Origin of the sequence: Streptomyces sp. NBRC 110028, from assembly GCF_001417735.1 — a bacterium.
Lineage (GTDB): Bacteria > Actinomycetota > Actinomycetes > Streptomycetales > Streptomycetaceae > Streptomyces.
In genome coordinates this window covers 541,476-554,323 of record NZ_BBUZ01000024.1, presented here as the reverse complement: position 1 = coordinate 554,323, position 12,848 = coordinate 541,476, and the positions used below count along the sequence as shown (strand labels likewise).

At 70.3% G+C, this 12,848-nt stretch carries 12 protein-coding genes; 6 read left to right on the top strand and 6 right to left on the bottom strand.

Annotated elements, in window-relative coordinates:
• Nucleotides 1-390: 390 nt before the first annotated feature.
• A complete protein-coding gene (locus ASC60_RS11685) occupies nt 391-1,920 on the bottom strand; it encodes a UDP-N-acetylglucosamine 1-carboxyvinyltransferase (RefSeq protein WP_055549643.1) in 1,530 nt (509 codons plus the stop codon).
• Between the two features lie 111 nt (nt 1,921-2,031).
• Here ASC60_RS11685 and ASC60_RS11680 point away from each other — a divergent pair, with 111 nt between their 5' ends.
• Both ASC60_RS11680 and ASC60_RS11675 read left to right on the top strand, forming a co-directional pair.
• The gene (locus ASC60_RS11680) at nt 2,032-3,006 is read left to right on the top strand and encodes a hypothetical protein (RefSeq protein WP_055549641.1); all 975 of its coding nucleotides are present in this window, start codon (nt 2,032-2,034) and stop codon (nt 3,004-3,006) included.
• Between the two features lie 8 nt (nt 3,007-3,014).
• Entirely contained in the window at nt 3,015-3,374 is a 360-nt protein-coding gene (locus tag ASC60_RS11675; protein WP_055549639.1) for a GntR family transcriptional regulator, read from the top strand.
• 48 nt (nt 3,375-3,422) lie between these two features.
• Here ASC60_RS11675 and ASC60_RS11670 read toward each other — a convergent pair whose 3' ends face one another.
• The gene (locus tag ASC60_RS11670; RefSeq protein WP_055549637.1) at nt 3,423-4,322 is read right to left on the bottom strand and encodes a LysR family transcriptional regulator; all 900 of its coding nucleotides are present in this window, start codon (nt 4,320-4,322) and stop codon (nt 3,423-3,425) included.
• 294 nt (nt 4,323-4,616) lie between these two features.
• Here ASC60_RS11670 and acnA point away from each other — a divergent pair, with 294 nt between their 5' ends.
• The gene (gene acnA / locus ASC60_RS11665) at nt 4,617-7,358 is read left to right on the top strand and encodes an aconitate hydratase AcnA (RefSeq protein WP_055549635.1); all 2,742 of its coding nucleotides are present in this window, start codon (nt 4,617-4,619) and stop codon (nt 7,356-7,358) included.
• Between the two features lie 63 nt (nt 7,359-7,421).
• Here acnA and ASC60_RS11660 read toward each other — a convergent pair whose 3' ends face one another.
• The gene (locus ASC60_RS11660; protein ID WP_055550067.1) at nt 7,422-8,309 is read right to left on the bottom strand and encodes a GNAT family N-acetyltransferase; all 888 of its coding nucleotides are present in this window, start codon (nt 8,307-8,309) and stop codon (nt 7,422-7,424) included.
• 73 nt (nt 8,310-8,382) lie between these two features.
• Between ASC60_RS11660 and ASC60_RS11655 the strand changes: the two genes are divergently transcribed.
• The 3 genes from ASC60_RS11655 to ASC60_RS11645 all read left to right on the top strand — a co-directional run bounded on the left by ASC60_RS11655 (nt 8,383) and on the right by ASC60_RS11645 (nt 10,779).
• Nucleotides 8,383-9,384, top strand: a complete 1,002-nt coding sequence (locus ASC60_RS11655) for an NAD-dependent epimerase/dehydratase family protein (protein WP_079038328.1) — start codon at nt 8,383-8,385, stop codon at nt 9,382-9,384.
• Nucleotides 9,385-9,457: 73 nt separating this feature from the next.
• Complete coding sequence (locus tag ASC60_RS11650; protein ID WP_055549631.1) at nt 9,458-10,315, top strand: hypothetical protein; 858 nt, start codon at nt 9,458-9,460, stop codon at nt 10,313-10,315.
• Nucleotides 10,315-10,779, top strand: coding sequence for a hypothetical protein (locus ASC60_RS11645; protein WP_055549629.1), 465 nt, complete (start codon nt 10,315-10,317; stop codon nt 10,777-10,779). Before ASC60_RS11650 ends, ASC60_RS11645 begins: the two co-directional genes overlap by 1 nt.
• On the opposite strand, the gene ASC60_RS11640 is transcribed toward ASC60_RS11645, so the two are convergent.
• From ASC60_RS11640 to ASC60_RS11630, 3 genes are read right to left on the bottom strand one after another with little or no spacing between them, the layout of a single operon-like run.
• On the bottom strand, nt 10,776-11,546 hold the full coding sequence (locus tag ASC60_RS11640; protein WP_055549627.1) for a PIG-L deacetylase family protein: 771 nt from the start codon (nt 11,544-11,546) through the stop codon (nt 10,776-10,778). The two genes, ASC60_RS11645 and ASC60_RS11640, sit on opposite strands and share 4 nt — an antisense overlap.
• A gap of 38 nt (nt 11,547-11,584) precedes the next feature.
• Nucleotides 11,585-11,848 (bottom strand): DUF397 domain-containing protein, encoded by a 264-nt coding sequence (locus ASC60_RS11635; RefSeq protein ID WP_079038327.1) that lies wholly within the window; start codon nt 11,846-11,848, stop codon nt 11,585-11,587.
• A 12-nt stretch (nt 11,849-11,860) separates the two neighbouring features.
• Nucleotides 11,861-12,847, bottom strand: a complete 987-nt coding sequence (locus tag ASC60_RS11630; RefSeq protein WP_267892789.1) for a helix-turn-helix transcriptional regulator — start codon at nt 12,845-12,847, stop codon at nt 11,861-11,863.
• Nucleotide 12,848 lies beyond the last annotated feature (1 nt).

Below are 12,848 nucleotides of genomic sequence, written 5' to 3'. Positions count from 1 at the left end.
CACACTGCCCCCTCGACGGCGGGCCTCTCGTACGCACTGGGCGCGCCGACGCGACTCCAACGGCGTGAGGCTCCGTACCGGTGGAGTCGCTGCGTACTACGGGAAGCCATGATGTGCCAGAGTTCCGGTGCCGAACCGACGTAGGGCCGTGACGCTCATTTGACGCTCCGGGCGCCCGGCGGCTCTCATCCGGGACCGAAAAGCATCTCTGACCTGCTGCTTTCCTGCCTGCGTCCAGGCCGACATCTTTCCGGTGACGCAGCATGTCGAGTGCGCAGCGACCGGAAGCTTTCGGTCCCGGCTAAAAGTCCCAGAGGCGCCGCCACACCCCTCTCGCCCTCGGATTTGTGCAGGTCATAGGGGGTTTGGCGGCGCTGCTTCTGGGAGCTTTCAGATGTCGCGGAAGGTCTCGATCTGCGCGCCGATCGAGTTCAGCCGCTCGGCCAGGTCCTCGTAACCCCGGTTGATCACGTACACGTTGCGCAGCACGGAGGTGCCGGGCGCGGCCATCATCGCCAGCAGGACGACCACGGCGGGGCGCAGGGCGGGCGGGCACATCATCTCGGCGGAGCGCCAGCGGGTGGGGCCCTCGACCAGGACGCGGTGCGGGTCGAGGAGTTTGACGTGGGCGCCGAGCCGGTTCAGCTCCGTCAGATAGATGGCGCGGTTGTCGTAGACCCAGTCGTGGATCAGCGTCGAGCCCTGGGCGGCGGCCGCGATGGCGGCGAAGAAGGGGACGTTGTCGATGTTGACGCCGGGGAACGGCATCGGGTGGATCTTGTCGATGGGCGCCTGGAGCTTCGACGGCCGGACCGTGAGGTCGATCAGCCGGGTACGGCCGTTGTCCGCCGCGTACTCCGCGGTGCGCTCGTGGTCGAGCCCCATCTCCTCCAGGATGGCCAGTTCGATCTCCAGGAACTCCACCGGCACCCGGCGGATCGTCAGCTCCGACTCGGTGACGACGGCGGCGGCGAGCAGGCTCATCGCCTCCACCGGGTCCTCGGACGGCGCGTAGTCGACGTCACGGTCGATGTGGGTGACGCCGTGGACGGTCAGCGTCGTGGTGCCCACGCCCTCGACCTTGACGCCCAGCTCCTCCAGGAAGAAGCACAGGTCCTGGACCATGTAGTTGGAGGAGGCGTTGCGGATCACCGTGACGCCGTCGTGGCGGGCGGCCGCCAGCAGCGCGTTCTCGGTGACCGTGTCGCCCCGCTCGGTCAGTACGATCGCGCGGCCGGGGGAGACCGAGCGGTCGACCCGGGCGTGGTACATCCCGTCGGTGGCGGTCACTTCGAGGCCGAACGGGCGCAGCGCCGTCATATGCGGCTGCACGGTGCGGGTGCCGAGGTCGCAGCCGCCCGCGTAGGGGATCCGGAAGCGGTCCATCCGGTGCAGGAGCGGACCGAGGAACATGATCACGCTGCGGGTGCGGCGCGCGGCCTCGGTGTCCATGGAGTCGAGGTCCAGTTCGGCGGGCGGCACGATCTCCAGGTCGGCCCCGTCGTTGATCCAGCGGGTGCGGACGCCGATGCTGCCCAGCACCTCCAGGATGCGGTACACCTCCTCGATCCTGGCGACTCTCCGCAGCGTCGTGCGCCCCGAGTTGAGGAGCGTGGCGCACAACAGCGCGACGCACGCGTTCTTGCTCGTCTTCACATCGATGGCGCCGGACAGTTGCCGTCCGCCGACCACGCGCAGATGCATCGGACCCGCGTACCCGAGGGAGACGATTTCACTGTCCAGCGCCTCACCGATGCGGGCGATCATCTCAAGGCTGATGTTCTGATTCCCGCGCTCGATGCGGTTGACGGCGCTCTGGCTGGTGCCGAGCGCCTCCGCGAGCTGTGACTGGGTCCAACCCCGGTGCTGCCGGGCGTCACGGATGAGCTTGCCGATGCGGGAGAGGTAGTCGTCAGTCATACAGAAGAGGCTATCTCAGATATGAGATGCGCATGCGGTCAGGGGAAGGGGAGGTATGGCGGCTGTCCAGCCGGGCATTGTTCTCGTAGTACGCGAACAAGGGAGGTTGTGGTGGACCGCTCCTGGCGGCGCGCGGCCATCGTCGCGCTGCCCTTTGTGCTGGCCTGGGCCGCTGTTCTGGCGGCCTTCGCCGTGCTGCGCGACCGGCTGCCGGATCCGCTCGCCAGCCATGTCGGCCCCGGCGGGCAGGCGGACGGATTCACCGGTCTGGGTGCCTTCCTCCCGGTGGTCACCACCCTTCTGCTCCTGTCCGGCCTCCTCGCGGCGGCCGCCGCCCACCGCTCGTGGCGTACGGGACTCGGCGCGTGGCGGATGCTGCTCGCCACGGGGTACGGGACGGCCGCGATGCTCGCGTACGACTTCGTCGCGCTGCTGGGCGCCAACGCCGACGCCGCCCGTGCCGCCGACGTGACCTTCCCCCTGTGGCACCTGGCCGTCTCGCTCGCCGTCGCCGGGGCCGTCGGCTGGGCGGGATGGCTGCTGGCGGGCCGGGGCCCCGCCCCCGCCGGCGAGCCCGACGCGGCGGCCGGTTCCCGGCTGCCGCTCGCCGAGGGCGAGGCCGCCGTCTGGACGCACAGCGTCGGATCGCCCGTGCTGGCCGTCGTGGGGGCGGGCTGCACTCTGCTGGGCGTGGTGCTCGCCGCGGTCACGGCGGCCGCGGCGGTGACGGCGGAAGCCGTGCTGATCGCCGCCGGGGTGATCTCGGTGGCGCTGTGCCGCTGCCGGGTCATCGCCGACCGTCGGGGCCTGTCCGTCGCGCCGTGGTTCGCGCCGCGCCCGCGGCTGCGGATACCGCTGGAGCGGATCGAGAAGGCCACCAGCCGCGAGGCCCATGCCCTCGGCCTCGGCGGCTGGGGCTACCGCATCCAGCCGGGGCGCAGGGCCCTGGTGCTGCGCTCGGGCGACGCGCTGTTCCTGCGGCTGGTCACCGGCAAGGAGTTCGTGGTGACGGTGGACGACGCCGCCACCGCGGCGGCCCTGCTCAACACCCTGATCGAGCGCGGCCGGCCCGCTCCTGGAACGTAAGGCTGATCATGCTCTTCCGTGTCGACCTCGGCTCCCCGGTCCCGCTGGGGGACCAGATCGCCGCCGCCGTCCGCGGCGCCATCGCCGACGGCACCCTCCGCCCCGGCGAACGCCTCCCCGCCGCCCGCACCCTCGCCGACTCCCTCGGCGTCAACGTCCACACGGTGCTCCGCGGCTACCAGCGCCTCCGCGAGGAGGACCTGATCGACCTCCGCCGAGGCCGCGGCGCCGTGGTCACCGGCGAACAGCCCACCGCCCGCGCCCGGCTCCTGGAGGGCGTCCAGAGCCTGGTGGAGCAGGCCCGGTCGCTCGGCCTGTCGGACGAGGAGGTGCTGTCCCTGGTGCGCACCCGGCTGGCGGGCGGCTGAGCCGGGCCGGAACTCTGCCGCGACCGGCTCGGGCATATCCGCCCGAGATCACCCGTACCGGTGACCGTCTCCTGTCAGGACCGCCGCCAGGGTGCGGGCCGGGCCGTCCACGGCGGGGCCGTGGAGGAGTTCGGTGCGGTGGATCAGGCGGGGTGCGGTCAGGGGGATCGCGGCGAGGCCGGGGGCGTGCTTGGCGGCCGCGTGCGGGAGCAGCGCCAGGCCGTGGCCGGCCGCGGCCACGGCGAGGAGGGCGCTGACGTCCGTGCCCTCGTACGTCAGCGAGGGGCGGAAGCCGCCGGTGCCGCTCGCGGCGCGCAGGGCGCCGAGCGGCACCGCGGCCTCCGGGGCGTCCAGCCAGGGGGCGTCGGCGAGGTCGGCCAGTCGCAGGCCGAGTCGACGGGCCAGCGGGTGGCCGAGCGGCAGGGCCACGACCAGCGGTGTCTCCGCGACCGCGACCGTGGTGAGCGGCCCGGCGTCGGGCAGCGGCAGGGGCTCGCCGGGGGCGGCCGGGCCGTCGAGCAGTCCCAGGTCCAGCGCGCCGGAAGCGACGGCCGCCGGCAGCTCCCGGCGGCCGAGGATCCGTACGGAGGTGGCCGCGTCGGGGCAGGCGCGGCGCGTCTCGTCCAGTGCGGTGGCGACCGCGGGCGTCATGGCCAGCGGTGAGGCGCCGAGGGCCAGCCGTGTGGCGGCGGGTCCGGCCAGCCGCTCGACGTCCGCCCGGGCCGCGTCCAGCCGCCGCAGCAGCGGACCCGCGTGCTCCAGCAGCCGCGCCCCGGCGGTGGTGAGCGTCACCGGTCGCCGGGTCAGCAGCGGGGTGCGCAGATCGGCTTCGAGGGTCGCGATCTGCTGGGAGACGGCCGCCTGCGTGGCGCCGAGCTTGTGGGCGGCGTCGGAGAAGGAGCCGCAGCGGGCCACGGAGACGAAGGTGCGGAGCAGACGCGGATCCATGGGGCCAAGTATCGCGGCTCGGCAGGGCCGTTCGCGGGTCCGTCGGATAGCGGGGCCGAGGCCGGGTACCGCGATCCGCACGGCATGACGCCGCCGGGTGGCAGGGCTGAGCTGACCCGCGCGAGGGCCATGTATTAGAGTTATCTCGACATCGAGATATCTGTCGGCGGGCGCTACCGTCGCGCCGCACCGGTAAGGGTTACCTAACTTAGCCTTACCTTAGCGGATCGGCGCGGGCATGTCGCGGCAGCATTGCGGTGGTACGCGCGTAATTCATGCATGAAGGAGACTGTCGTGTCGGCGAACAGCTTCGATGCCCGCAGCACCCTGCAGGTGGGCGACGAGTCGTACGAGATCTTCAGGCTGGACAAGGTGGAGGGGGCCGCCCGCCTCCCCTACAGCCTGAAGGTTCTGCTGGAGAACCTGCTCCGCACGGAGGACGGCGCCAACATCACCGCCGACCACATCCGAGCGCTCGGCGGCTGGGACTCCCAGGCCCAGCCGAGCCAGGAGATTCAGTTCACGCCGGCCCGCGTGATCATGCAGGACTTCACCGGTGTGCCCTGCGTGGTCGACCTCGCCACCATGCGCGAGGCCGTCAAGGAGCTGGGCGGCGACCCGGCGAAGATCAACCCGCTGGCCCCGGCCGAGCTGGTCATCGACCACTCCGTGATCGCCGACAAGTTCGGTACCAAGGAAGCCTTCGGCCAGAACGTCGAGCTGGAGTACGGCCGCAACAAGGAGCGCTACCAGTTCCTGCGCTGGGGCCAGACCGCGTTCGACGAGTTCAAGGTCGTCCCGCCCGGCACCGGCATCGTCCACCAGGTGAACATCGAGCACCTGGCCCGCACCGTCATGGTCCGGGGTGGCCAGGCGTACCCGGACACCCTCGTCGGCACCGACTCGCACACCACCATGGTCAACGGCCTCGGCGTGCTCGGCTGGGGCGTCGGCGGCATCGAGGCCGAGGCCGCGATGCTCGGCCAGCCGGTATCGATGCTCATCCCGCGCGTCGTCGGCTTCAAGCTGACCGGTGAGCTGAAGCCCGGCACCACCGCCACCGACCTCGTGCTGACGATCACCGAGATGCTGCGCAAGCACGGTGTCGTCGGCAAGTTCGTCGAGTTCTACGGCGAGGGCGTGGCGGCCACGAGCCTCGCCAACCGCGCCACCATCGGCAACATGTCGCCGGAGTTCGGCTCCACCGCCGCGATCTTCCCGATCGACGACGAGACCCTGAACTACCTCCGGCTCACCGGCCGTTCCGACCAGCAGGTCGCGCTCGTCGAGGCGTACGCCAAGGAGCAGGGCCTGTGGCTGGACCCGGCCGCCGAGCCGGACTTCTCCGAGAAGCTGGAGCTGGACCTGTCGACGGTCGTCCCGTCGATCGCCGGCCCCAAGCGGCCGCAGGACCGCATCGTGCTCGCCGAGGCGGCGCAGCAGTTCGCCCAGGACGTCCGTAACTACGTCGCCGACGCGGAGGAGGACGAGGCGGGCAAGGAGTCCTTCCCGGCCTCCGACGCCCCGGCCGTCTCCAACGGCGTACCGAGCAAGCCGACTCAGGTCACCGCCCCCGACGGTTCGACGTACGAGATCGACCACGGCGCCGTCACCGTCGCCGCGATCACCTCCTGCACCAACACCTCGAACCCGTACGTCATGGTCGCCGCCGCCCTGGTGGCCAAGAAGGCGGTCGAGAAGGGCCTGACCCGCAAGCCGTGGGTCAAGACCACCCTGGCCCCGGGCTCGAAGGTCGTCACCGACTACTTCGACAAGGCGGGCCTGACCCCCTACCTCGACAAGGTCGGCTTCAACCTCGTCGGCTACGGCTGCACCACCTGCATCGGCAACTCCGGCCCGCTGCCGGACGAGGTCTCCAAGGCCGTCAACGAGGCCGACCTCGCCGTCACCTCGGTGCTCTCCGGCAACCGGAACTTCGAGGGCCGGATCAACCCCGACGTCAAGATGAACTACCTGGCGTCCCCGCCGCTGGTCGTCGCGTACGCCCTCGCCGGTTCGATGAAGGTGAACATCACCACGGAAGCGCTGGGCACCGACCAGGACGGCAACCCGGTCTTCCTCAAGGACATCTGGCCGACCGAGGCCGAGGTCAACGACGTGGTGGCCAACGCCATCGGCGAGGACATGTTCAACAAGTCCTACCAGGACGTCTTCGCCGGTGACGCCCAGTGGCAGGCGCTGTCGATCCCGACCGGCAACACCTTCGAGTGGGACGCGGAGTCCACCTACGTCCGCAAGCCCCCGTACTTCGAGGGCCTGACCATGGACCCGGCCCCGGTCGAGGACGTCACCGGCGCCCGCGTCCTGGCCAAGCTGGGCGACTCGGTCACCACCGACCACATCTCCCCGGCCGGTGCGATCAAGGCCGACACCCCGGCGGGCAAGTACCTCACCGAGCACGGTGTCGAGCGTCGTGACTTCAACTCCTACGGCTCCCGCCGAGGCAACCACGAGGTCATGATCCGCGGCACCTTCGCCAACATCCGGCTGCGCAACCAGATCGCGCCCGGCACCGAGGGCGGCTACACCCGCGACTTCACCCAGGACGGCGGGCCGGTCTCCTTCATCTACGACGCCTCGCAGAACTACCAGGCGGCCGGCACCCCGCTGGTCATCCTGGCGGGCAAGGAGTACGGCTCCGGCTCGTCCCGCGACTGGGCCGCCAAGGGCACCGCGCTGCTCGGCGTCAAGGCCGTCATCGCCGAGTCGTACGAGCGCATCCACCGCTCGAACCTCATCGGCATGGGCGTCCTCCCGCTCCAGTTCCCCGAGGGCGCCTCGGCGCAGTCGCTGGGCCTGACCGGCGAGGAGACTTATCACATCACCGGCGTCACCGCGCTCAACGACGGCGGCATCCCGGAGACGGTGAAGGTCAAGGCCGCCCGCGGCGGAGCCGCTGATGGGGAGAGTGTGGAGTTCGACGCCAAGGTGCGCATCGACACCCCCGGCGAGGCGGACTACTACCGCAACGGCGGCATCATGCAGTACGTGCTGCGCTCGCTGATCCGCAAGTAAGGCGCTGTCACGCCACGGACGGGCCGCACCCCCGCACACGGGGTGCGGCCCGTCCGCGCGTCATCACAGGAACGCGCCGGAGGGGATGTACGGCGACGGGGGCCGCATGCCGCGCAGGCACACATAGCCCGCGTTGGACAGCTCAAGCCCCGCCGCGATGCCGATGTCCACCGCCCACTCCTGCTCGGCCGTCAGGTTCTCCACCGCCACCTCCGTGCCCTCCGGGAGGCTGAGCAGGGCGGCGGTCAGCAGTCGGCCCGCCAGCCGGCGGGAGGTCGCGGCGAGCAGTTCGACGTCTCCGTCGGCGCCGACGTAGCAGTAGCCGCTCCCGGCCAGGTCGTCGACGACCAGCAGCCGCGAGTGCCGCAGCATCTCCTCGTGGTCGGGGCCGTGGGCCCCGCCGCGGGTGCGGCGGTCGACGGAGTCCATCAGGTCCCGGTGCCGCTCCGTGCCCTCGTGGACCGCCCCGTCCAGCGGGGGCAGCCGCGTCTTCAGCTCCTTGTCGACCGTGCCGCGCAGCCGCATCGCCGGGTGCAGGGTGAACCCCGCCCGACGGTAGGTGGCCGCCGCGCGCGGATCCCGCGATCCGCAGATGATCCCGCGCAGACAGGCCCGCCCGTACAGCAGCGCCGCGGCCAGCAGCTCCCGGCCGATCCCGCGCCGCTGGGCCCGGGGCAGTACGGCGAACAGCGCGAGCCCCCAGGTGCCTTCGCGGCGCGTGGACAGCACCGTGCCGACCGGCATCCCCACATCGTCCACGGCGAGCCAGCAGCCGCCCGGATCGGTCCGCGCCAGATGGCGGTTGCGGCTGTCGATACGGGCGAGCCGGTCGGGCGGCCAGTCGGCCGCCGGTTCGCCCCGCAGGGCCCGCGAGGTGTCGAAGGCGGCAGAGGCCACGGTCCTCACGGCCTCGGCGTCCGCCTCGGTGTCACGTAGCTGGCGGAGGATCATGCGGACCATCATGGCGATCTGCTGAGGGCTAATCCACCGGGCGCGCGTCGCGCCGAGCGGGCAGAGTCCCGTCATGAGACTTCTGATGCTGGGCGGAACGGAATTCGTGGGACGCGCCGTCGTCCAGGCGGCCCTGGCACGCGGCTGGCAGGTCACGGTGTTCCATCGCGGACGCCACGCCCCGCCGCCGGGCGTCACGGTGCTGCGCGGCGACCGCACCGCGCGCGGTGGGCTCACCGCGCTCGAAACCGGCGTATGGGACGCCGTCGTCGACACCTGGTCCGGTGCCCCCTCGGCCGTACGCGACACGGCCCGTCTCCTCGCCGGCCGCGTCCGCCACTACGCCTACGTCTCCACCCGCTCCGTCTACACCCACCCGGCCCGCGCCGGACTCGCCGAGGACGGCCCGGTGGTGGAGGCGTCCCCCGACGACGGCGACGACACGGACTACGCCCGCGCCAAGCGGGGCGGTGAACTCGCCGCGCTCTCCGCCTTCGGCGACCGCGCGCTGCTGGCCCGGCCCGGGCTGATCCTCGGCCCGTACGAGAACATCGGCCGACTGCCCTGGTGGCTGACCCGCATCGCCCGCGGCGGCCCGGTCCTCGCCCCCGGCCCGCGCGACCTCCCGTTGCAGTACATCGACGCCCGCGACCTGGCCACCTGGCTCCTGGACGCCGCCGAGCGCGGCCTCGGCGGCCCGTACAACACGGTCAGCCCGCCCGGCCACACCACGATGGGCGAACTCCTGGAGACCTGCGTACGCGTCACCGGCTCGCCCGCCGACCTTCGCTGGACCGACCCGGACAGCGTCCTCGCCGCCGACATCGCCCCCTGGACCGACCTCCCGATCTGGCTCCCCCCGGGCGAGCTGCACGACACGCTGCACGCCGCCGACGTCTCAAAGGCGGTGGAGGCAGGCCTGCGGTGCCGTCCGGTCGGGGAGACGGTGACCGATACGTGGGCCTGGCTGCGCAGCTTGGGCGGCCAGGCGCCGCAGCGTGCGGACCGGCCCACGGTGGGCCTTGCACCGGAGAAGGAGGCGGAGGTGCTGGCCGCCCAGCGTCAACGTGAATAGATACTGCATTCGTTCGAGTGACGTGAGGGCAAATGCCGTTGGCACTTGCCCTCACGTCTTTAGCGTTCAACGCATGGTCAGTTCCTCACACGAAGCCCTCCACCGGATTTTCCAGGAGGACACCGGGGCCATCGTCCGAGCACTCCGAAAACTGCTCGGCGTTCCGTTTCCGGATACGAGCAAGACGTTCGTCGTCAGCCCCGACCTCACCGAGATCGCACCCGTCGAGAGACGCGTGAACACCCTGCTCCAGGTCGAGACCGAGAAGCACGGCACGTACCTGTTCGCGATCGAGTCGCAGAGCAGACGGGACAAGGACAAACCGGCGGCCTGGGCGTACTACCTCTCCTACATGTACGCGAAGTTCGGGCACCAACCGGTGCTGATCGTGCTCTGCCCCGACGACGCCACAGCTCGTTGGGCCGCCCGGCCCATCACGCTGGGCTTACCGAGTCACCCTTCCCTGACGGTCCGCCCGCTGGTCCTGGGCCCCGGCAACACTCCCGTCGTCACGGATGCGAAAGAGGTGGCCAGGGATATCCCGATCGCTGCCTTCTCCGCGATTACGCACAGCAGAAGCGAAGGCATCGATGAGATACTGAAGGCACTCGCGACCGCCCTCAGCAAACTTGACCCCGTTCAGGAAAATATCTACGCCGAACTCGTTGAAGCCGGTCTTGGAAACACCCCGGCACGAGAGATCTGGAGAGACCTGATGCCCGTGCTGATGAACTACTTCCGTTCCCAGCATGCCCAGCACGCCTTCGCAGAGGTGCGCGCCGGCGATCTCCTGCGGTTCCTCAAGGCCCGAGGGCTTGAGGTCACCGACGAGACACGTGAGCGCATCGAGGCGTGCAAGGACATGGATGTTCTCGGTACCTGGGTGGACCGGGCCGCCACCGCCTCCCGTGTGGAGGATCTGTTCGACTGATGTCCGCGCTGCTCAACTTCTTCCGCTCCGAGCACTCCCAGGTAGCCTTCGCCAAGGTTCGGGCCGAGAGCCGCGCCGAAACCATTGTGCGGGTCCTCAACCGGCGGGGCTTTGAGATCGTCGGCATGGCTCGTGAGCGCATCCAGTTGTGTACCGACTTGGAACTGCTCGGAGGCTGGCTGGATGGTGCTCTGACGGTGTCTTCCACGACGGATCTGTGCCACATGCTCGACGTAGAGCCCAACATCTTCTTCCGCTCCAACCTTGGCCAGCGGGCCTTCACCGATGTTCGGATCGAGAGCCGCGCCGAGGACATCTTGCGGGTCATTGGCCAACGGGAGCTCAACGTCACCGCCGAGACACGTAAGCGTATTGAGGAGTGCAGGGATCTCGACGTCCTTGGTGTTTGGCTGGACCGGGCCGTGACCGCTTCGCGCACTGAGGAACTGTTCGCTGACGTCTAAGGCTGTGACGGCCTGACGGGGGAGACGTCGATGTACCACTCGCGGCCCAGCAGCAGACCGAAGAGCGGGGCCGGGAGGCGGATCATCTTGCGGAAGATGGCGCTTGAGCGACCCGTGCCGTTGATCTGGGAGCGGTGGGCCGCCAGAGCCGCCTGCTTCTGGCGGGCGTAGCGGCGGACGTCGAGGCTGTGGGTGATGGCCGACCGGGGGCTGAAGCGGGTGCTCAGCTCCTCGGCGGTGAAGCGGAGGGGGATCCGCAGCCGGTGGGCCAGGCGGACCAGGCGTTCGGCGGTGTCGCGGGGGAGCGTGGCCTCCAGCACCCTCGGCGTCTTGGCCAGTTCGGCGGCGCGGCGGCCGACCTGGTGGACCTTGATGTGGTCGCGGTGGCCGTAGCCGCCGTGCGGGTCGTAGTGGAGCAGCATCGACGCGTCCTCGTCGCGGAGGATCGCGGCCAGCCGTTCGGCGGCCTCCTCCGTGTTCGCGCGGACGAAGCGCGCACGGTCCGGCGGGTCGGGGTAGAGGAGCGGGCCGTGGCCGCTGTCCGCGTAGCCGAGGTGGACGACGCGGCTGACGCCCAGCAACGCGGCGCTGGTGCGCAGTTCGTGCAGGCGGGGTGATTCGGCCTGCGTTGGCGCGGCGTCCATCAACCCGTCCGTGGCGACCACGACCACCACCCGGTGTCCCTCGTCCGCGAGCCGGGCGAGCGTGCCGCCGGTCAGCAGGGCTTCGTCATCGGGGTGAGCGTGGAATGCCAGGACGGTAGCCATGCGGTCCATCCTGGCATTCACGGGCGGCGCGGCGCGCCCTACCGGTCGTGGGTGAGCCTGTCGAACGTGCCGGCCTTCGCCGCGCGTATGAAGGTGCCGAGGGTGGCGGGCGTGGTGGTGAGGATGACGTCCGGTTCTTCGCTCTCCCGGAGTGCGATGGTGTGGGGTGCGGGGGCGGCGACGTAGACGCAGTTGGCGCCTTCGTGGCTGTACGAGGACTTTTGCCAGTCGGCGGGCACCCTCGCGACGTAGATGCAGCTGGAGCCTTGGGCGCTGTACGAGGACTTTCGCCAGGCGGACACGTTGGTTTCCTTTCAGATGCTCTGCGCGATGCGATGGATGAGGTCGCGTGACGCGGTCGGTGTGAGGGCGTAGCTCTCCATACGGTCCAGCACGCTCCGGTAGTTGACGAGATGCGCCTCTGCGTCGAGCAACTGATTGCCATGGTCTGAATCGAGCTGGACAGTATCAAGCTGTCGTACTGAGCCACCGAGGTAGTCGACCGACTGGCCGGAGCCGGGTAGCGGCCCAGCGCCGAACGGAATCACCACGATTGTGATGTTCTCCCGCTCTCCCATGTCGATCAGGTGCTGAAGCTGCCCACGGACCACGGTGGAGCTGCCGTACCCCATGTGGAGTGCGGCCTCGTGAATGATCGCCGTCAGCCGAGTCGGGGTGTCCCCGTGGAGGATCGCCTGCCGCTTGATGCGATGCGAGACGCGGTGCTCCACCTCGTAGGGTGCGAGTTGCGGGATGCCTGCGCTGAAGACCACGCGTGCGTGTTCGGCGGTCTGGAGTAACCCTGGGATGGGGACCATGTTGGCGACGCGTACGTAGGTGGCGTGGTGTTCCACCTCGGCCAGGTCGAGCAGCCCGACCGGCAGAAGCTCGCGGTACTCCTCCCACCATCCTCGCGTGCGCGCGCCCGTCATGGCGACGAGCGCGTCGATGTAGTCCTGGTCTCCGCACGAGTACAGGCGAGCCAGGGTCCGGACTCGGTCGGCGCTCACTCCGTGGCGGCCCGCCTCGATGTTGCTGATCTGGGTCTGGTTGCCGCCCAAGCGACCTGCTGCCGTCGCAGCCGACATTCCCGCGCGCCCACGGCGCCTGCTTTCGAGCCGGCCGAAGCGGCCTGAGACCGTCCGTCCGGCGCGGGTATCGTCTCGCGCCTTCGCCGCATGGAGCATGCGGCGGCGTCCGGGAGCGGTGACCGCGCCGTTGCTGTCCGGCGGGCTGTCGTGGCGTTGAGGCGGATGGCGGACACCAGCTCGTGGTGCGTACAGAGTCTCGGTGTCTTCCATC